Origin of the sequence: Aureimonas psammosilenae (genome assembly GCF_009176975.1) — a bacterium.
In the GTDB taxonomy this organism is placed as follows: domain Bacteria; phylum Pseudomonadota; class Alphaproteobacteria; order Rhizobiales; family Rhizobiaceae; genus Plantimonas; species Plantimonas psammosilenae.
This window is the reverse complement of the sequence record NZ_WEZG01000003.1, coordinates 141621-160933: the sequence shown is the minus strand read 5'-3', so window position 1 is coordinate 160933 and position 19313 is coordinate 141621. Positions and strand designations below refer to the sequence as shown.

The following is a 19313-nucleotide window of genomic DNA, read 5'->3' as shown; positions in this document are numbered from 1 at the left end:
TGGAGTTACTCCATGAAAATGCCGCCCAATATCGGCCCGGTGCATTTCATCGGCATCGGCGGCATCGGCATGAGCGGCATCGCGGAAGTGCTGGTGACGCTCGGCTACAAGGTGCAGGGCTCCGACGCCTCCGAAAGCGCCAATGTCCAGCGCCTGCGCGAAAAGGGCGTCGAGGTCTTCGTCGGCCACAAGGCGGAAAATCTCGGGCGCGCCGAGGTCGTGGTGGTGTCCACCGCCATCAAGCGCTCCAACCCGGAACTCGCCGCCGCGCGCGAGCGCCTGCTGCCCATCGTGCGCCGTGCCGAAATGCTGGCCGAGCTGATGCGCTTCCGTCAGGCGGTGGCGATCGGCGGCACCCACGGCAAGACGACCACCACCTCCATGGTGGCGACGCTGCTCGATGCCGGCGGGCTCGACCCGACCGTGGTCAATGGCGGCATCATCAACGCCTATGGCACGAATGCCCGCATGGGCGGCGGCAACTGGATGGTGGTGGAGGCCGACGAGTCGGACGGCACCTTCCTGCGCCTGCCGGCCGATGTCGCCGTGGTCACCAATATCGACCCAGAGCATCTCGACCACTACGGCACCTTCGACAAGGTGCGTCAGGCCTTCAAGGCCTTCGTTGAGAACGTGCCCTTCTACGGCTTCGCCGTGATGTGCCTCGACCATCCGGAAGTACAGACGCTGGTGTCCGAGATCGAGGACCGGCGCATCATCACCTATGGCGAGAACATCCAGGCCGATGCGCGCTTCGAGAACGTTCGCATGGACGGCCCGCGCTCGAGTTTCGATGTCGTGATCCGTGACCGCGTGTCCGGCGAGACCACCGAGCTTCGCGAACTCGTGCTGCCGATGCCCGGTCGCCACAACGTTTCGAACGCCACCGCCGCCATCGCCGTCGCCCATCGCGTCGGCGTCTCGGTGGAGGCGATCCGCACCGGGCTGGCATCCTTTGCCGGCGTGAAGCGGCGCTTCACCCATACGGGCAGCGTCAACGGCGTCGACGTCTATGACGATTACGGCCATCATCCGGTGGAAATCCGCGCTGTGCTGGCCGCCGCTCGCGCATCGGCCAAGGGGCGTGTCGTGGCGGTGGTGCAGCCGCATCGCTTCACCCGGCTGCAAAGCCTTTTCGCCGAGTTCGCGGCCTGCTTCAACGACGCCGATACGGTGATCCTCGCGCCCGTTTATGCGGCGGGCGAGGAGCCCATCGAGTTCGTCAATTCCGAGATGCTGGTGGAGCGCCTGAAGCTCGGCGGCCATCGCGACGCGCGGGTGATCGACGGACCCGCCGAGATCGCGCCGCTCGTTCATCGCATCGCGTCGCCGAACGACATGGTCGTCTTCCTCGGCGCGGGCTCGATCACGCAATGGGCCTATGCTCTGCCGAAGGAACTGGAAGCCTTGAGCGTCCAGTACCCGCGATGAGCGGCGCCGATCTCCTGTCGCGCCTCGGCGGAAAGCTTTCCGGCATTCGCGGCAAGCTGACGCCCGACGCCGATATGGCGAAGATCACGTGGTTCCGCGCGGGTGGGGTCGCCGAACTTCTGTTCCAGCCGGCGGACGAGGAAGATTTGTCGAGCTTTCTGAGAGCTTTGCCGGAGGAAGTTCCAGTCACGCTCGTCGGCATCGGCTCCAACTTGCTGGTTCGTGACGGTGGTTTAGGCGGTGTGGTTATCCGCTTGTCGGCGAGGGGTTTCGGGCAGATGGAGCGCGTCGGCGATACCGCTATCCGCGCCGGTGCCTCCGCCTCCGACAAGCGGCTCGCGGCGATAGCGCTCGACGCCGGCCTCGGCGGCTTTCACTTCTTCCACGGCATTCCCGGTTCGGTCGGCGGGGCCCTCCGCATGAATGCCGGCGCGAACGGCGTGGAAACGGGCGAGCGGGTGCGCGAGGTGCGCGCGCTCGACCGGCGGGGCGATCTCCACATCCTGTCGAACGCCGATATGGGCTATGCCTATCGTCATTCCGCCGCGCCAGCCGACCTGATCTTCACGTCGGCATTGTTCGAGGGCCTTCCCGACACGCAGGCTGAAATCCGTCGCCGCATGGACGAGGTGCAGCATCACCGCGAAACCGTTCAGCCGGTGCGCGAGAAGACGGGCGGCTCGACCTTCAAGAACCCTGAAGGCACTTCCGCATGGAAGGAGATCGACCGCGCCGGCTGCCGAGGCCTGCGGATCGGCGGCGCGCAGATGTCCGAGCTGCATTGCAACTTCATGATCAACACGGGCGAAGCCACCGGTCACGACCTCGAACTCCTCGGCGAGACCGTGCGGCGACGCGTTCACGAGACCTTCGGCATTCTCCTCCACTGGGAGATCAATCGGATCGGCCATTTCGAACCGGGCCGCGAAGTGGCAGCCTATGTGGCCTGAAAGCCGCGTTCGAACAGAGGCTTGAAACGACCTTTCGATTTTCTTTCACGGCTTCGCGGGCGTTAACCATCGCTTAACCAACCGGGTCGCATGAATATGGCTCAAGGTCCCTTGGGACGATGGGTCTTCTTTCATGCCGAAGCGTGTCGCGGTTCTGATGGGTGGTTGGTCGAGCGAAAGGCCGGTAAGCCTTTCGTCGGGCAAGGCCTGCGCCGATGCCCTGGAAGGGGTCGGTTTCGAGGTTTCGCGCGTCGATGTCGGCCGCGATGTCATGCAGGTCCTGGCAGAACTGAAGCCGGACGTGGCGTTCAACGCGCTGCACGGTCCCTTCGGCGAGGACGGCACGATCCAGGGCGTCCTGGAATTCCTCGAAATTCCCTACACGCATTCCGGCGTTCTCGCCTCCGCGCTCGCGATGAATAAGGTGAAGGCCAAGGTCGTCGCCAAGGCTGCCGGCGTCCCGGTGGCGGACGCCAAGGTGCTTCCTCGGCGCGAAATCGCCGAAAAGCACGTCATGCCCGTGCCTTACGTGGTGAAGCCGATTGCCGAAGGGTCGAGCTTCGGTGTCTTGATCGTTCGCGAGGATCAGGCCCATCCGCCGCAGCAGCTCCACGCCGCCGACTGGACCTTCGGCGAAACGCTGATGGTCGAGCGCTTCGTTCCGGGGCGCGAGTTGACCTGCGCGGTGATGGGCGATGTCGCGCTGCCCGTTTGCGAGATCACGACCGAAGGCCATGCCTTCTACGACTACGATTCCAAATATCTGCCGGGCGGCTCGGTTCACAAGATTCCGGCCGAGATCCCGGCCTCCGTCGCGCGCCGGGTGCAGGAGCACGCACTGGCCGCCCATCGCGCCATCGGCTGCCGCGGCGTGTCGCGCTCGGACTTCCGCTACGACGACCGGGGCGGCGAGAACGGCGAGCTGATCTGGCTCGAAATCAACACGCAGCCCGGCATGACGCCGGTTTCGCTCGTGCCCGACATCGCCCGCGCGGCGGGCCATGAGTTCGGCGAGCTTCTGACCTGGATGGTGGAGGACGCCTCATGCCGTCGTTGAACCGCGGCGACCGCATCGAGCCGGTGGTGGAGCGTCCGCTCGGCCGCCGCAAGGCGTGGCGCATCTCCTATGTCGGGCGTCGCCTGTTTGCTTTCGGCGTGCTGCTCGCCCGCACGCCCTTGCCGAACTTCGCCACCGTCGCGACGCTCTTTCTCGGCTCCACGGCCGCCTATGGCGTCGCGCTCGGCAATCACACGACCGCTGTCATCGACGGTGTGGCGCAGCCGCTCGGCTTCTCCATCGAGACCGTGGACGTGAAGGGCAATTCCGAAACCTCGGAGATCGACGTTCTTCAGGCCCTCTGGTCGACCGGCGCGCAAAGCCTGCCGGCGCTCGATGTCGGCGCGGCGCGCCAGACGTTGGAGGCCATGCCGTGGATCGAGAAGGCTTCGGTCTCCAAGACCTATCCCGACCGCGTGTCGATCGATCTCGTGGAAAAGAAGCCTTTCGCGCTTTGGCAGAAGGATCGCGAGCTCTTCATCGTCAACCGGGAAGGGCGCGAGATCATGCCTTTCCTGGCCAACCGTTTTCAGGATCTGCCCTTCGTCGTCGGTCCCGGCGCCAATATCGATGCGCCCGAACTCATCGATGGAATGGCGGGCGTGCCCGAGCTTCGCGCAAGGGTGAAGGCCTATGTTCGAGTCGGTGATCGTCGATGGGACCTCGTCCTGGACAACGGCGTCACCATTCGCCTTCCTGAGGAAGGCGCCGTGGAAGCCGCTGCGGACGTGGTGCGAATGGACAAGGAAATGGGCCTGTTGTCGCGCGATATCTCTGCCGTCGACATGCGCATAGCGGATCGGATGACGATCCGGCTGACGCCTGACGCTCTCGAGCGGCGCAACGCCGCCGTCAAGGAGCGCGACAAGCTCATCAAGGCGAGCCGGAAGGAGAAGCCGGCGTGAGCATGAACCCGTTCAATAGCCGCTCCAAACCCTTGCCGCGCCTTCGTGCGTTGCCGGGCAAGAAGACGCGCATCGTCTCCGTTCTGGATGTCGGCACCACCAAGATCACCTGCCTGATCGCGCGGCTGAAGCCGCGCCCGGACAGCGAGATCCTGCCGAACCGCACGCATCTGGTCGAGGTCGTCGGCATCGGCTACCAGCGCTCGCGCGGCATCAAGTCCGGTGTCGTGGTCGATCTCGAAGCGGCGGAAAAGTCGATCCGCTACTGCGTCGACGCGGCCGAGCGCATGGCTGGCCTCACCATCGAATCATTGCTCGTGTCGGTCACGGCCGGTCGCCTGAAGAGCCTGCGCGGCCGTGCCGAGATGCCGGTCGACGGGGAGGGCGTTTCTGCCGGCGACGTGCGGCGCGTTCTCGGCGCCGCCGTTCGCGCGCCGATGGATCGCGGCCGTCTTCTTCTTCATTCCGTGCCCTTCGATATGTCGCTCGACGGCGAGGGGAATCTGGAAAACCCGGTCGGCATGGTCGGGCGCATGCTCGGCGCCGACGTGCATCTTCTTTCCGCCGAGGAAACGCCGCTCCGCAATCTCGAAGCTGCGATCAACCGGGCGCAGCTCGTGGTGGAAGCCTTCGTGGCGACGCCCTTCGCTTCCGGTCTCGCGACCCTCGTCGATGACGAAGCCGAGATGGGCTCGGCCTGCATCGACATGGGCGGCGGCTCCACCACCATCGGCATCTTCCAGAACGGCCGCTTCGTTTATGCCGACTCCGTCGCTCTCGGCGGCCATCACATCACCATGGATCTGGCCCGAGGCCTGTCCATTCGGCCCGAACATGCCGAGCGGCTGAAGGTCATGCACGGCTCGGCCATGAGCGAGATGATGGAGGATTCGGAGACCATCGAGGTCGCGCCGCTCGGCGAAGAGGATGCCGATGCGCCAATCAACGTCGCCCGCTCGCTCGTCGCCCGCATCATCCGCCCGCGCGTCGAGGAAACCTTCGAGCTGATCCGCGACCGGTTGTCGGCGTCCGGCCTCGGCCATGTCATCGGCAAGCGCGTCGTTCTCACCGGCGGCGCCAGCCAGCTCGCCGGTCTTGCCGGCGCGGCGCGCTCGGTGATGCAGCGCAACGTTCGTCTCGGCCGGCCGCTCGGGGTCGCCGGCCTGTCCACCGCCAACAAGAGCCCGGCCTTCGCTACCTCGGTCGGCCTCCTGATCTACCCGCAGGTTTCCACCATGGAACATTTCGCCGAAGGCTTCTCGGCCGCGCAGATCGTGTTCGACGATCGAACGCGCGTCGGGCGTGTCGGCAACTGGTTCCGAAAGAGCTTCTGACGGGCGCTTCGAGCCCCTCGGGAAAACCCTCAAGCGCGCGCCGCGCGCCCAACACCCAAGAGAAATCGAGAAGGGCGGCGCGGCGCTGCGGCCCCAAATCGGAAAGAGGACTCAAGGACATGCCGATCAATCTCGCCAAGCCCGACATCACCGAGTTGAAGCCCCGCATCACCGTGTTCGGCGTTGGCGGCGGCGGCTGCAATGCCGTCAACAACATGATCGATGCGGGCCTCGAGGGTGTGGAGTTCGTGATCGCCAATACGGACGCGCAGGCGCTCCGTTCCTCCCGCGCCGAGCGCATCATCCAGATGGGCGTCGCCGTGACCGAAGGCCTCGGCGCCGGTTCGCAGCCGGAAGTCGGCCGCGCGGCCGCCGAAGAGTCGCTGGACGAGATCTGCGACCACCTTCTCGGCTCGCATATGTGCTTCGTCACCGCCGGCATGGGCGGCGGCACGGGCACCGGCGCGGCTCCGGTCGTCGCCCGCGCGGCGCGCGAGAAGGGTATACTGACGGTTGGCGTCGTGACGAAGCCCTTCCACTTCGAAGGCCAGCGCCGCATGCGCATCGCCGATCAGGGCATCGAGGATCTGCAGAAGAACGTCGATACGCTGATCGTCATTCCGAACCAGAACCTCTTCCGCATCGCCAACGACAAGACCACCTTCGCCGATGCCTTCGGCATGGCCGACCAGGTCCTTTATTCCGGCGTCGCCTGCATCACCGACCTCATGGTCAAGGAAGGCCTCATCAACCTCGACTTCGCGGATGTTCGCTCCGTGATGCGCGAGATGGGCAAGGCCATGATGGGCACCGGCGAGGCTTCCGGCGACGGGCGCGCTATGGCGGCGGCCGAAGCCGCGATCGCCAACCCGCTCCTCGACGAGACCTCGATGAAGGGCGCCAAGGGCCTCCTGATCTCGATCACCGGCGGCCGCGACCTCACCCTCTTCGAGGTGGATGAAGCCGCGACCCGCATCCGCGAGGAAGTCGACTCCGATGCCAACATCATCCTCGGCGCGACCTTCGACGAGAACCTGGAAGGCGTGATCCGCGTGTCCGTCGTCGCCACTGGCATCGACAAGACCGCGATGGAGATCGCCGAGCGCCCTATTGAAGTGCGCCATGCGCCGATGATGCAGCGTCCGGTCTCGGCGCAGCCCGCGGTGCAGCCGGCGCCGGTCGCCCCGGTGGCGCAGACCCGGCCCGCGCCGGTCGCCGCCGCTCCGGCCTACGAGGCTCCGGCCCCGGTCGCCCCGAGCACGATGGAAGACGACTTCACCGCCGCTCTCGAAGCCGAGATCGCCGATGTCGTGGTCGCCCAGCCGGCTCCCCAGCAGGTGATGCGTCGCGAGGTTCCCGCCGCCGCGCCGCAGGCCCGGATGCCCCGTGTCGAGGACTTCCCCCCGATGGTGCATGCCGAGATCACCCATCGCGCCGCGCAGACCGAGCCGACCGCTCCGGTTGCCAGCGAGGACAAGGGCCCGATGTCCGGCCTTCTCAACCGGCTGACCCGTGGTCTTTCGCGCCGTGAGGAAGAAGAAGCGCAGGACGTGGCCGCCGCTCATGCCGCCCAGGCCCGTGCGGTGACGCAGAACCCCTACGCGCCGCGCCGTCCGGCCGCCGAATCGCCTTCGCGTCCCCAGAGCTCGCAGCGTCCGATGAGCGACGACGAGCAGCTCGAAATCCCGGCCTTCCTGCGCCGCCAGTCGAGCTGATCCACCGACCGTTGCTGTTGAAACACAGTTCCGTCGCCGCAAGGCGGCGGAACACGCATTTTAAACAACTGATACGACTGAGTTATTTCAGCCTGTGTGAAGCTTTCGCAGTAACACGGGGTTAGAATCCGTGATTTGGCCGAGATGCAACGGCCCCGTATCTTCATAGTTGGAAAAGCAACACGATCCAGCCTCGAACGCCGGCCTTCCGGCGAACCACAAGCCGGACGCGGCAGCCCCTCTCGAAGGCAGCCATCAGCGTAGAGTCGGTGCAAGGAACTGCCAGACGTGATCATCTACCAGCAGACCATCAAGGCCAGGGCGGATTTCACGGGCGTCGGCGTTCATACCGGTAAACCCATTTCGCTCAGCCTGGTGCCTGCCGAGATGGACTCCGGCATTCGGTTCCGCGTGACGAGCGCTTGCGGGGAAGCGCGGACGATCGCTGCTGTTTCCTCCAACGTTCCGGCCACGGATCTCGCGACGATCGTCGGCAGTCTCGACGGCGCGCATGTCTCCACCGTCGAGCATCTTATGGCAGCGCTCTATGCCATGAACATCGACAATGTCGTGATCGAGATCGACGGCAGCGAAGTGCCCATCATGGACGGGTGTTCGGAACGCTTCGTGGAAGCTATCGAGCGGGTAGGGCTCGAGCAGCAATCCGCCAAACGCAGCTATATTCGCGTTCTGAAGCCCGTTCGCGTGGAAACGGCAGCCGGCTGGGCCGAGTTCGTGCCGCACTACGGAACGCGCTTCGAGGTCGAGATCGATTTCGCCAGCCAGGCGATTGGCCGGCAGGTTTTCGCGGGGGAACTGACCCCGGCGTTGTTCAAGTCCGAACTGTCCCGCGCGCGCACCTTCGGCTTCATGAAGGATGTCGAGCGGCTCTGGGCCTCCGGCCACGCGCTCGGCTCGTCGCTGGAGAACTCCGTGGTGATCGGTGACGATGACCGCGTGATCAACCCGGACGGTCTTCGCTATGCCGACGAGTTCGTGCGGCATAAGACGCTGGACGCCATCGGCGACCAGTCGCTCGCAGGCTCGCGCATTCTCGGCTGCTACCGGTCCTACAAGGGCGGTCACAAGCTGAACGCGCTGGCTCTCCAGGCACTTCTTCGCGATTCGACGGCCTACGACATGATCGAACTGCCAGCCCGTCGCCGCGACATCGTCCGCCATTCGCCGCTGATCGCCGCCGTCGCTGCGCCGGCCTACGGACCTCAGACGCTTTAAGCGACGCGGGCGACACGGCGAGGTCGAGGATCGTCGTCGGGACGATTCTTGGAAAAGCGCCGGAAATTCCTTGTCCGTTGGCAAGCGTTTTCCTTAGCGTCGCCGTTTTTTACTCGCGATTCCGTGCTTATGCTGCCATCGCCTTAAAAAAGGCGTCATAAACCCTTTCTCAACATTGTGGGGGTCCGCGTCGTCCTTTAGAACGCAGCGGCCATAAGGGGACCATCAGGGGAAGGCGCGATCATGCGCGATATCACGAAGCGGACGTCGCCCGTCCGTCTTTTGCTCTGTGCTGGCCTCATGGGCGGCGCGATGTCCCTTTCCGGTTGCCTGTTCGGCGGCGAGAAGGATGATGTCGATCCACTCGCGCTCGCCGCTCAGACGGAGCCGGCGGACCAGCTCTACAACCAGGGTCTCGCCAATCTCGACGGCGGGCGTCTGGGCGAGGCTACCAAGAAGTTCGAGGCGATCGATCGCCAGTATCCCTATTCCGAATGGGCCAGGAAGGCGCTCGTGATGCGCGCCTTCGCCGCCTATCGCAACGGCGATTACGACACGGCCGTGACGTCCTCGCGGCGTTATCTGTCGACCTATCCCGGCACGGATGAAGCGCCTTATGCGCAGTACATCATGGGCCTGTCCTATTTCCGTCAGATCCCGGATGTGACGCGCGACCAGCGCGACACGGCGCGCGCCGTGTCCGCCATGCAGGAGGTCGTGGATCGCTATCCCGAGTCCGAATATGCCGAGGACGCCCGCTCCAAGGTGCGCATGGCGCGCGACCAGCTCGCCGGCAAGGAGATGCAGGTCGGCCGCTATTATCTGGAGCGCCGCGAGTATCTCGCCGCCATCAACCGCTTCAAGACGGTCGTGGACCAGTATCCGCAGACCCGCCATGTCGAGGAAGCCCTCAGCCGCCTGACCGAAGCCTATTACGCGATGGGTCTGACGCAGGAAGCCCAGGCCTCCGCTTCCGTGCTCGGCCAGAACTTCCCCGACTCGCAGTGGTACAAGGATTCCTACGCGCTGTTGCAGTCCAAGGGGCTCGAGCCGCGCGCCGCGGGTGGCGACTCGTGGTTCACCAAGGCGACGCGCACCATCACCGGCTCGAGCTGAGCCGCTTTGATTTGCAGTGAAGCTGTATTATCTTGATGGAGCGGGTGGCGACGAAAGCCGCCACCCTTTCGTTAGAAGATGAATCGAACCCGGAGAGTCACTTGCCAGGTGCTCCGGGTTCTTTTCATTTCAAACGTGATACTGAGCGGAATCATCCACATCGTATCATCTCCGTTTCGCGGGCGAGGCCGTCGCCTCGGTCGGGGGAGGCCCATCGTCCCCGATGCGCCGCTGGCCCGGCGCCGCTGCTTGATGCCCGCGAAAAGTGCGTAATCTGACGCGGAAAATTTAACGGGCGGTTGCCCGCTTCCCGTGGGCCGCAGCCGCACCTATCTTCGCCCGGCTTGCCTTTTCTGGTCTTCGGGACTACCGACTACGTTCCATGCTTGTTCACCTTTCGATCCGCGACATCGTGTTGATCGAGCGTCTCGATCTGACCCTCAACGGCGGCTTGTCCGTTCTGACGGGCGAAACGGGCGCCGGTAAGTCGATCCTTCTGGACGCGCTTTCGCTCGCGCTCGGCGGGCGCGGCGATGGCGGTCTCGTGCGGCACGGCGCCAAGCAGGGCGAGATCATTGCGGTCTTCGATCCGCCCGCCGGCCATGCCGTGCGCCGTCTCCTCGTGGAGAACGGCTACGACGACGACGGCGATATCGTTCTTCGCCGTGTCCAGAGCGCAGACGGCCGCAGCCGCGTTTTCGTGAACGACCGTCCGTCCAGCGTCGCCTTGATGCGCGACATCGGCGCCAATCTGGTGGAGATCCACGGACAGCACGCCGACCGTGCATTGGTCGACCCCGAAGCGCATCGGATGCTGCTCGATGCGTATGGCGGTTTCCAGACGGAGGTCGAGGCGGTCGGCAAGGCTTTCGCCGAATGGCGGGCGACGGAAAGCGAACTGGCCCGGCACGGCGCCAAGGTCGAGGCCGCCGCGCGCGAAGCCGATTACCTTCGGGCGGCGGTCGAGGAGCTTTCCGAACTCCAGCCGATCGCGGGGGAGGAGGCCGAACTCGCTGAGCGCCGCCAGATCATGATGAAGTCCGAGAAGATCGCGACGGATGTCAACGATGCCTTCGAGGAGCTTGCCGGCAATGCCTCGCCGATCCCTGGCCTTGCGGGGCTCCTGAAGCGTCTCGATCGAAAGCGCGATGAGTTGCCGGGCCTTCTGGACGAAACGATCGAGCGGTTGGACTCGGCGCTCGATGCCTTATCCGACGCGCAGATGGGGCTCCAGGCGGCGCTGCGCAGCCTCGAATACGATCCGCGCGCGCTGGAGGAAACCGAGGAGCGGCTGTTTGCGCTGCGTGCCGCCGGCCGAAAATTCTCCTGCGCCGTGGACGATCTGCCGGAACTGACGGCCCAGATGATCGGCGATCTCGCCGAACTCGACGCAGGCGAATCTCGACTCGCCGCTTTGACCGGCGCGGTCGCCGAGAAGCGCGCGGTGTTCGACCGTCTTGCCGGCGATCTGTCGACCAAGCGTCATGCGACCTCGGCCGATCTGGAAAGCGCCGTGATGGCCGAACTGCCGGACCTGAAGCTGGAACGCGCCGCCTTCGTCGTTGAGATGGCGGCCGATGCCGAGCGCCCGACGGCGGCCGGGATCGACACGGTGGAGTTCTGGGTGCGCACCAACCCCGGCACGCGCGCCGGGCCGATGATGAAGGTGGCGTCCGGCGGTGAGCTTTCGCGCTTCCTTTTGGCGTTGAAGGTCGCGCTGGCCGACAAGGGCTCCGCGCCGACCCTCGTTTTCGACGAGATCGACACGGGCGTCGGCGGGGCGGTGGCCGATGCCATCGGTCGTCGCTTGGCGCGCCTCGCGTCCCGCGTTCAGGTTTTGTCGGTGACGCATGCCCCGCAGGTCGCGGCGCGCGCCACGACGCATCTTCTGATCTCGAAATCGGCGAGCGAAGCCGAGCAGGAACGGCTGGCGACCCGCGTCGCCGCGCTGGAAGCTGCGCACCGCACGGAGGAGATTGCCCGCATGCTGGCCGGTGAAAGCATCACCGATGAAGCCCGTGCGGCGGCCAAGCGTCTCATCGGCGCTTCCGCCTGACTTCGCTTCGCCGAATCGGGTAGGTCAGTCCGCAGTTCAAGCGCAAGGATCGGCAGTTTCCGGCATGGCGAACGAGACATCCGTCGACACCCTGACCCGCAAAGAAGCGGCGAGCGAGCTGGAGCGTCTGGCGGAGGTGATGGCGGACTACGACCGCCAATATTACGAGGAAGACGCGCCGGCCGTTTCCGACGAGGAATACGATGCCTTGCGCAAGCGCAATCTTGCGATCGAGGCGCGCTTTCCCGATCTGGTGCGCGGCGATTCTCCCTCCCTGAAAGTCGGCTCGGCGCCTTCCGCGAAGTTCGCGAAGATCCGTCACGCCCTGCCGATGCTGTCCCTCGACAACGCCTTTTCGGACGAGGATGTCGCCGACTTTGCCAAGCGCGTTCGCCGCTTCCTGAAGCTTGCCGACGACGCGCCGCTCGCGATCACTGCCGAGCCCAAGATCGACGGTCTTTCCTTGTCGTTGCGATACGAGAAGGGGCGGCTCGTGTCGGCGGCAACGCGCGGCGACGGGGCGGTGGGCGAGGACGTGACGGCCAACGCCCTGACGCTGCCCGACATCCCGGACGAGTTGCACGGCGAAGCGCCGGAGATCTTCGAGGTGCGCGGCGAGGTCTACATGACGCACGCCGATTTCGCGGGCTTGAACATCAAGCTGGCGGAAGAAGCGGCGGCGCTCGCCGAAGCGGCCGAGGCGGCCGGCAAGGTGGTCACCGCGAAGGCGGCGCGGCAGTTCGCCAATCCGCGCAACGCCGCCGCCGGCTCGCTGCGCCAGAAGAACCCGGAGGTCACCCGTTCGCGCCCCTTGCGCTTCTTCGCCTATGCCTGGGGGGAAGCGAGCGAGGTGCCGGGCCGGACGCAGACCGAGGTCGTGGAAGCGCTTGGGCATTTCGGGTTCTCGACCAACCCGTTGATGCGCCGTTTCGACCACATCGCCGGACTGATCGAGCATTACCGCTCCATCGAGGCGCAGCGCGCGACGCTCGGCTACGACATCGATGGCGTCGTCTACAAGGTGGACGACCTCGAGCTTCAAAAGCGGCTCGGCTTCGTATCGCGCGCGCCGCGCTGGGCCATCGCGCACAAGTTCTCCGCCGAGCAGGCGACGACGGTGGTGCGCGAGATCGAGATCAATGTCGGGCGCACCGGCAAGCTCGCGCCGCTCGCCAAGCTTCAGCCGGTGACGGTGGGGGGCGTCGTCGTTTCCAACGTCACTCTCCACAACGAGGATTATATCGCGGGAAAGGATGCCGATGGCGGCCCGATCCGCGAGGGCAAGGATATCCGCATCGGCGATACGATCGTCATCCAGCGCGCCGGCGACGTCATTCCGCAGGTGGTCGACATCGTCATCGAGAAGCGCCCGGCAGACGCCGTTCCCTACATTTTCCCCGACCATTGCCCGGCCTGCAACTCCAAGGCCGAGCGCCTCGTCAATCCGCGCACGGGTCGTCTCGACTCCAACCGCGTTTGCACGGCCACTCTCACCTGTCCGGCACAGGCAAGGGAGGGGCTGAAGCATTTCGTTTCCCGCAATGCCTTCGATATCGAGGGGCTCGGTGAGACGATGATTGAAACGCTCTTCGATGCAGGTCTCGTGCACCAGCCGGCGGACATCTTCCGTCTCCAATTCGAACCTCTGCGCGAAGCCGTGGAAGCGCGGCGGCGCGAACTGTCCGAGTTGCGTCGCACGGCCGAAGGCAAGGCCGTGCCCGAAAAGACGGTGAAGAAGGCCGAGACATCGAGAGCCATCGAGAACATTCTGTCGGGCATCGACGCCCGGCGGGAGGTCCCGCTGGATCGCTTCGTGTTCGCCCTCGGCATTCCGGAAATCGGCGAAACCAGCGCCAAGTCGCTAGCCCGCCATTTCGATGACGTGCGCGGGTTTATCGAAGGCGTCGATGCAGCGGCGAAAGGCCGGGCCGGGGAGGACTGGACCGAACTCAGCACCCTCCGCACGGTCGGCGGCAACACCTTCGCCCGCATGATGGAGATCGAGCCAACCAAGCTCGAAGACGAAAGCTGGGACCCGCTGAAGGACACTTCGCTGGCATTGAAGGCGAATCAGCGCGTCGCGCTGAAGGAGCGCTATGGCGAGGCGTCCGCCATCCGGGAAGCCATCGGCCGCGCCAGCAGCCATGCGCCGAGCGAAGCCTTTCTCTCGCTTTCCAAGGACGGCGATCTGGGCCCGGTGGCGACGCAGTCCCTCATCTCGTTCTTCGAGGAAAAGCACAATCGCGAAGCGGTTCTGGCGCTCTTGGAGGCCGGCGTCTCGACTATCAACGAACGACCCAAGGTGCCGGCCGCTTCGCCGGTCGCCGGCAAGACCATGGTCTTCACCGGCTCCCTGGAGAAGATGACCCGGCCGGATGCCACCAAGCGCGCCGAAGCGCTCGGCGCCAAGGTGTCGGGCTCGGTGTCGAAGAAGACCGATCTCGTGGTGGCGGGGCCGGGCGCCGGCTCCAAGCTGGCGGATGCCGAAAAGCACGGCGTGAAGGTGATCAGCGAGGACGAATGGCTTGCCTTGATCGGCGAAGGCTGATTCATCTCGTTCCATGACCATCGTTGCCCTGGATTTCGAGACCGCGAACCGCTCGCCGGCCAGCGCCTGCGCGATCGGCCTCGCCTTCGTGGAAGACGGCGCGGTGACGCGCCGCCTCTACAGCCTAGTGCGGCCGCCCGAACTCGTCTTCGATCCCGGCAATATCCGCGTGCATGGCATTCGGCCGACCGATGTTCTGGACGCCCCGGAGTTCCCGGATCTTTGGCGGGATATCGAGCAAGAGTTCGGCGGCGCGCTTGTTCTGGCGCACAACGCGTCCTTCGATATGCGCGTCCTTGCCGCGACGCTCGCCCATTACCGGCTGCCGCAGCCGTGTTTCGATTCCTTCTGCACGGTCAGCCTCGCGCGGCGTCTTTGGCCGGAAGAGCCGAGCAAGCGCTTGTCCGCGCTCGCCGCGAAGTTCGGCATCGGCTTCCGGCATCACCATGCGGGGGAGGACGCCATGGCCTGCGCCGAGATCGCGCTGGAAGGGGCGCGGCAGGCGGGGGCGGCGTGCGTCAACGAACTTGCCGACCGTTTGTCATTGCGCAAGCGCGTGGCGGCCGCTTCCGCAAGGCGCGAGGGCGGCATCGCCGATCGCGCGATGGCCGCGCGCATGGGGCGCCCGAAGATCGAGAACGTGCTGCGCTTTCGCGTCAGCGGCAGCAAGGGCACCCCCTACGACATGGTGCTGCGCACCGATGGGCGAAGTGACCGCAAGCTCTTCTGCTCCTGTCCCGGCGCCAAGTTCCGCGCCGAATGCCGGCACATGAAGTCGCTTCTGTCCGGCGATTACCGCGCCGTCATGGTCGGCTCGGAAGAAGAAGGCCGGCAGCTTTCGACGCTTCTGTCCGCCAGCCTTCGCGTCTTCGACGCCGCCTGACGATGCTGGCTTTGGCGCAACCGGCCGGCTAGAGGTCGGGTGGCGATCTCGGCCATGGAACTCCGATTTGTCCTTTCATGAAGCGCGCGCAGGCCTGCGCGAAGTCATTCCCGTTCTCGCGGTGATCGTGCCCTTCGGGGCGGTCTATGGAACGGTTTCCGTGTCCTCAGGGCTCACGCTCGGGCAGACGCTCGGCTTCGGCGGTCTTGTTTATGCCGGCGCGAGCCAGCTTGCGGCGATCCAGATGATCGGGCTCGGTTCGCCCCTGTGGGCGGTGCTTCTGTCGATTTTTGCGCTGAATTTCCGCCACGTGCTTTATTCGGCATCGATCGGGCGTCACCTGACGCGCTTCTCTTGGTGGCAGAAGGCGTTGGCCTTCTTTCTGCTGGTCGATCCGAGTTTCGGCGCGGCAGAGGCGAGGGCGGCGGACAAGCCGCTCACCAAGAGCTTCTACTTCTCCTTCGCCATCGCGCTCTATGCCGGCTGGGTCGCATCGTCCTGGATCGGATATCATTTCGGCAAGCTGGTCACGAACCCGCATGCCGTGGCGCTCGATTTCATTCTGCCGGTTTATTTCCTCGCGCTCGTCACCGACTTCCGCAAACGGGCGAACTTCAGGATGGTGGCGCTCGTCTCGGCGGCGACGGCCGGTCTTCTCTACGTGGTCGTCGGGCCGCCCTGGCACGTCACGTTCGGCGGCCTCGCCGGCATCGCCTACGCGGCCATCGTCACCCCGAACCGCGCGAAGGACGGCGAGGCATGAGCGGATTCTGGTGGGTCATCTTCGGCGGCGCGCTTCTGACCTACGCGACGCGGGTCGCCGGCTATCTCGCCGTTGCCCGGTTTCAAACATTGCCGCCCAAGGTCGAGGCGGCGCTCGATGCCGTGCCGGCGGCGGTTCTCGTCACCATCGCGGTGCCGGGTTTCGTGGACGGCACATGGAGCGAACGCCTTGTTCTGCTCGCTGCCGGCATCCTCGCCTTCCGCCTGCCGAACCTCATCGTGATCTTCGGAGCAACCGCCATCGTGGCCGCCTTACGCAGCTTCAACCTGTAACGAAAAAGGCGCCCGTTGCGGGGCGCCTTCGATTGTACCGACGTCAACCTGCGAAGGCTCTCAAGCCTCCTGAATGGCCGACAGCTTCCACTCACCGCCGCGCTCGCGCAGGAAGGTCCAGATTTCCGTGGACTCGCTCGGTTGCTCATTGCCGGAAACCACGCGCCCACTGGTCCGCTCCCGCGTGACATCGCGCGAGGAATAGCGCATCGCAACCGTCGCGTAGTCGCTATTCGCTTCGCGCCAGCTTTCCGCGACATCGCCCTGGAGAAGGCTGACGTCGGAGACTTCGTTGCGCAGACCCTGCGAAGCGTTGCGGGCGAGTTCCTCGGCCAGATAGCTCACCATTTCCGGCGTCGCGATCCGGTCCAGCGTCGCGTAATCCTCACGGGAATAGGCGTCCTGCAACTCGGTCAAGCGGCGCTCGAAAGTGTTGAGGTCGTTTTCACCGATGCCGAGCTCGTCGCGGTTCACCGGACGGCGTGCCGCACTGCCGCCGCCCATGGCAGCACGCGAACCGATTCCGGGGATGCCGTAGCTCTGGCCGCCATTCGGCTCCTGCGAGCGCTGCATGCCCTGCGGTCTGCCACCCGCCATGGCCGGCGAAGAGGAGCGCGAGCGGAAGAAGCGGATCGCCAGCATCACGACGAGCGCGAGCAGGAGAGCCTGGACGAGGAAGCCGAGCATGCCCGCGAGGCCGCCGAAGCCCGAGCCCATCAGAAGCCCGACGAGGCCGCCGATCATCAGGCCGCGCATCAGGTTGCCGCCGAAGCTCGGGCGGTTGACGGCGGGTGTGGCGGCGCCGGCCGCGGGGCGCTGGGTGGCGGCGCCGGGCTGCGTCGTGCTGCGCTGGACCGGGGCGACGCTCGGCGCGGTATTCGTGGCGGGAGCCGAGTCGAAGGTGCGGCTTCCTCGGCTGCCGAAACTGCCGCCGCGCCGCGCGTCGGCGGCATCCACCGTCACCATCGTGAAGGCCACGGCCAGAGCGCCGAGCGCTGAAAGCAGCCTGGTCTTGCGTGAGGCGATCATGGTCGGGTCCCTGTTGATTCGTCTATGATGATATGGGTATCCGTTCCGCGATTGCGAAGGGATGCAATCTTTGGTGAGCGGGTTTGTCGCCTTGGGGCGGACGGTCGCGCGAGGCGGTGCTTGTGCGCGGCGATGACAGGTTCTAGCACCCGCGCATGAGCGACCAGCAACTTTCCGCCACGAACGGCCTCGGCCTCGGGCTGACGACCTTCTTCGCGCTCGCCTGCGGCGCTCTCGCCGCCAATCTCTATTATGCGCAGCCCCTCGTCGCCCCGATCGCGCAGTCGGTGGGTCTCGACCCATCCGTGGAAAGCGCCATCGTTACCGCCGCGCAGATCGGCTACGGCCTTGGCCTTGTTGCGCTTGTGCCGCTCGGCGACGTCGTGGAGAACCGCAGCCTCATTCTGGCGACCATGGCGGCGAATGTCGTCGGGCTCGTCGGCTTTGCGCTGGCGCCGGGGCTTGCTGCGCTTTTCGCCCTGATGCTTGTTGTCGGCATTACCTCCACCGCCGCGCAGATGCTCGTGCCGCTGGCCGCGCACCTTGCGCCGCCCGCGGCCAGGGGGCGCGTCGTCGGCAACGTCATGAGCGGCCTTCTCGGCGGCATCCTGATCGCCCGCCCGCTGGCGAGCTTCCTGTCCGTGCATATCGGTTGGCGGGGCGTCTTTCTCGCCTCCGCCTCTGTGGTGACGGCGATCATGCTGGCGAGCCTGAAGCTTTTGCCCCGCCGCAAGCCCGTCGCTTCGCATTCCTATCCTTACCTCGTCGCCTCGCTTGGACGCTTGTTCGTTCACGAGCCCGTGCTGCGCCGGCGGGCGCTTTATCATGCGTCGTTGTTCGCGAGTTTCTCGTTGTTCTGGACGGGCGCGCCGCTGATCCTCCTGCGGCCGCCGCACGAACTGACGCAGACCGGCATCGCGTTCTTCGCCTTGTCCGGCGTTCTCGGCGTCTTCGCCGCGCCCGTTGCGGGGCGGTTGGCGGACCGGGGGCACTCCCGCACCGGCACGCTTCTCGCCATCGGCACCGTGATCGCCGGCTTCGCCATCGCGCTCGCCGGAGCCCATTCGCTCGCCGCGCTGGTGTGCGCCGGCATCCTCATCGATCTCGGCGTCCAGGCCAATCTCGTGATCGGCCAGCGCGAAATCTTCCAGCTCGATCCGGCGATCCGCAACCGCCTGAACGCGGTTTACATGGCGACCTTCTTCACCGGCGGCGCGATCGGATCGGCCTTGACGAGCCCGGCGCTCGACCGCTTCGGCTGGGCCGGCGTCTGCGTTCTCGGCCTCGGTTTTCCGGCGGCCGCCTTTCTTTACGCGCTTCTCTCCGAGCGCGGATCGCGGCGGGGACTTTGAGCCCGGACGCTCGTGATGTATCGCCAAGCGCAACAACGGTGGGGAAGCGACGCATGAGCAGGATGGCGGTATTGCGTATCGCGCTTTGGACGATGATCGCCCTATTCGGCGGCGCCGCACTGGCTTTGACCTTCTTCGGCACCGGATCGCAGCAAAGCGCAGCGGCTCCCTATGGCACGCCCTTTCGCCTCGAAGATCAGAACGGCACGCCGGTGACCGAAGCCATGTTCCGCGGCAAGCCGAGCGCCGTCTTCTTCGGTTTCACGAATTGCCCGGATGTCTGCCCGACCACTCTTGCGGAACTCGGCGCCTACCGGCAGGAGCTGGCGAAGACCGGCGACTTCCGGATCGTGTTCGTGACCGTCGATCCAGAGCGCGATACGCCGGACATCCTGCGGACCTATGTCGGCGCCATCGACAAGCAGGCCGTCGCCCTCACCGGACGCCCGGAGGATGTGGCGACCATGCTGAAAGGCTGGGGCATCTATTCCAAGAAGGTCGGCGAAGGCCCGGACTACACGATGGATCACACGGCGACGACGCTTCTCCTGGATTCGAAAGGCGAGCTCGTGGCCACGCTGGCCTATGGCGAAGACCCCGCGAGCGCCAAGGCCAAACTCGAACGTCTTGCGAAAAGCTGAGCGA

General features: G+C 65.5%; 16 protein-coding genes. 15 read left to right on the top strand and 1 reads right to left on the bottom strand.

Features of this window, described 5'->3' with window-relative positions:
• Positions 1 to 12 precede the first annotated feature (12 nt).
• From murC to F9929_RS07415, 13 genes are all read left to right on the top strand, one after another.
• The gene (gene murC, locus F9929_RS07475; RefSeq protein WP_152045934.1) at positions 13 to 1431 is read left to right on the top strand and encodes a UDP-N-acetylmuramate--L-alanine ligase; all 1419 of its coding nucleotides are present in this window, start codon (positions 13 to 15) and stop codon (positions 1429 to 1431) included.
• Positions 1428 to 2381 (top strand): UDP-N-acetylmuramate dehydrogenase, encoded by a 954-nt coding sequence (gene murB, locus F9929_RS07470; RefSeq protein WP_152045933.1) that lies wholly within the window; start codon positions 1428 to 1430, stop codon positions 2379 to 2381. The genes murC and murB overlap by 4 nt, the downstream gene beginning before the upstream one ends.
• A 133-nt stretch (positions 2382 to 2514) precedes the next feature.
• A complete protein-coding gene (locus tag F9929_RS07465) occupies positions 2515 to 3438 on the top strand; it encodes a D-alanine--D-alanine ligase (RefSeq protein WP_152045932.1) in 924 nt (307 codons plus the stop codon).
• Positions 3426 to 4343, top strand: a complete 918-nt coding sequence (locus F9929_RS07460; protein ID WP_152045931.1) for a cell division protein FtsQ/DivIB — start codon at positions 3426 to 3428, stop codon at positions 4341 to 4343. Before F9929_RS07465 ends, F9929_RS07460 begins: the two co-directional genes overlap by 13 nt.
• A gap of 2 nt (positions 4344 to 4345) precedes the next feature.
• Positions 4346 to 5677, top strand: coding sequence for a cell division protein FtsA (gene ftsA / locus F9929_RS07455; RefSeq protein WP_152046184.1), 1332 nt, complete (start codon positions 4346 to 4348; stop codon positions 5675 to 5677).
• A gap of 119 nt (positions 5678 to 5796) precedes the next feature.
• Positions 5797 to 7392, top strand: coding sequence for a cell division protein FtsZ (gene ftsZ / locus F9929_RS07450; protein WP_152045930.1), 1596 nt, complete (start codon positions 5797 to 5799; stop codon positions 7390 to 7392).
• A 288-nt stretch (positions 7393 to 7680) separates the two neighbouring features.
• Positions 7681 to 8628 (top strand): UDP-3-O-acyl-N-acetylglucosamine deacetylase, encoded by a 948-nt coding sequence (lpxC, locus tag F9929_RS07445; protein WP_152045929.1) that lies wholly within the window; start codon positions 7681 to 7683, stop codon positions 8626 to 8628.
• A gap of 243 nt (positions 8629 to 8871) precedes the next feature.
• Complete coding sequence (locus F9929_RS07440) at positions 8872 to 9744, top strand: outer membrane protein assembly factor BamD (protein ID WP_152045928.1); 873 nt, start codon at positions 8872 to 8874, stop codon at positions 9742 to 9744.
• A gap of 382 nt (positions 9745 to 10126) precedes the next feature.
• Positions 10127 to 11800, top strand: coding sequence for a DNA repair protein RecN (gene recN / locus F9929_RS07435; protein ID WP_152045927.1), 1674 nt, complete (start codon positions 10127 to 10129; stop codon positions 11798 to 11800).
• Between the two features lie 64 nt (positions 11801 to 11864).
• Positions 11865 to 14348, top strand: coding sequence for an NAD-dependent DNA ligase LigA (gene ligA / locus F9929_RS07430; RefSeq protein WP_152045926.1), 2484 nt, complete (start codon positions 11865 to 11867; stop codon positions 14346 to 14348).
• A 13-nt stretch (positions 14349 to 14361) separates the two neighbouring features.
• Positions 14362 to 15231, top strand: a complete 870-nt coding sequence (locus F9929_RS07425) for a 3'-5' exonuclease (RefSeq protein ID WP_152045925.1) — start codon at positions 14362 to 14364, stop codon at positions 15229 to 15231.
• 67 nt (positions 15232 to 15298) lie between these two features.
• The gene (locus F9929_RS07420) at positions 15299 to 15994 is read left to right on the top strand and encodes an AzlC family ABC transporter permease (RefSeq protein ID WP_152045924.1); all 696 of its coding nucleotides are present in this window, start codon (positions 15299 to 15301) and stop codon (positions 15992 to 15994) included.
• Positions 15991 to 16287, top strand: coding sequence for an AzlD family protein (locus F9929_RS07415; protein WP_152045923.1), 297 nt, complete (start codon positions 15991 to 15993; stop codon positions 16285 to 16287). Before F9929_RS07420 ends, F9929_RS07415 begins: the two co-directional genes overlap by 4 nt.
• A gap of 60 nt (positions 16288 to 16347) precedes the next feature.
• Here the strand turns inward: F9929_RS07415 and F9929_RS07410 are convergent, their stop codons facing one another.
• A complete protein-coding gene (locus F9929_RS07410; RefSeq protein ID WP_152045922.1) occupies positions 16348 to 17316 on the bottom strand; it encodes a Tim44 domain-containing protein in 969 nt (322 codons plus the stop codon).
• A 155-nt stretch (positions 17317 to 17471) separates the two neighbouring features.
• Between F9929_RS07410 and F9929_RS07405 the strand changes: the two genes are divergently transcribed.
• The gene (locus tag F9929_RS07405) at positions 17472 to 18668 is read left to right on the top strand and encodes an MFS transporter (RefSeq protein WP_152045921.1); all 1197 of its coding nucleotides are present in this window, start codon (positions 17472 to 17474) and stop codon (positions 18666 to 18668) included.
• Between the two features lie 53 nt (positions 18669 to 18721).
• The gene (locus F9929_RS07400; protein WP_152045920.1) at positions 18722 to 19309 is read left to right on the top strand and encodes an SCO family protein; all 588 of its coding nucleotides are present in this window, start codon (positions 18722 to 18724) and stop codon (positions 19307 to 19309) included.
• The last annotated feature ends 4 nt before the right edge of the window (positions 19310 to 19313 follow it).

Excerpts from the sequence above, each read along its gene's own strand:
- murC (WP_152045934.1), top strand. The coding sequence starts at position 13 with ATGAAAATGCCGCCCAATATCGGCCCGGTGCATTTCATCGGCATCGGC.
- murB (WP_152045933.1), top strand. The coding sequence starts at position 1,428 with ATGAGCGGCGCCGATCTCCTGTCGCGCCTCGGCGGAAAGCTTTCCGGC.
- F9929_RS07465 (WP_152045932.1), top strand. The coding sequence starts at position 2,515 with ATGCCGAAGCGTGTCGCGGTTCTGATGGGTGGTTGGTCGAGCGAAAGG.
- F9929_RS07460 (WP_152045931.1), top strand. The coding sequence starts at position 3,426 with ATGCCGTCGTTGAACCGCGGCGACCGCATCGAGCCGGTGGTGGAGCGT.
- ftsA (WP_152046184.1), top strand. The coding sequence starts at position 4,346 with ATGAACCCGTTCAATAGCCGCTCCAAACCCTTGCCGCGCCTTCGTGCG.
- ftsZ (WP_152045930.1), top strand. The coding sequence starts at position 5,797 with ATGCCGATCAATCTCGCCAAGCCCGACATCACCGAGTTGAAGCCCCGC.
- F9929_RS07440 (WP_152045928.1), top strand. The coding sequence starts at position 8,872 with ATGCGCGATATCACGAAGCGGACGTCGCCCGTCCGTCTTTTGCTCTGT.
- recN (WP_152045927.1), top strand. The coding sequence starts at position 10,127 with ATGCTTGTTCACCTTTCGATCCGCGACATCGTGTTGATCGAGCGTCTC.
- ligA (WP_152045926.1), top strand. The coding sequence starts at position 11,865 with ATGGCGAACGAGACATCCGTCGACACCCTGACCCGCAAAGAAGCGGCG.
- F9929_RS07425 (WP_152045925.1), top strand. The coding sequence starts at position 14,362 with ATGACCATCGTTGCCCTGGATTTCGAGACCGCGAACCGCTCGCCGGCC.
- F9929_RS07415 (WP_152045923.1), top strand. The coding sequence starts at position 15,991 with ATGAGCGGATTCTGGTGGGTCATCTTCGGCGGCGCGCTTCTGACCTAC.
- F9929_RS07410 (WP_152045922.1), bottom strand. The coding sequence starts at position 17,316 with ATGATCGCCTCACGCAAGACCAGGCTGCTTTCAGCGCTCGGCGCTCTG.
- F9929_RS07405 (WP_152045921.1), top strand. The coding sequence starts at position 17,472 with ATGAGCGACCAGCAACTTTCCGCCACGAACGGCCTCGGCCTCGGGCTG.
- F9929_RS07400 (WP_152045920.1), top strand. The coding sequence starts at position 18,722 with ATGAGCAGGATGGCGGTATTGCGTATCGCGCTTTGGACGATGATCGCC.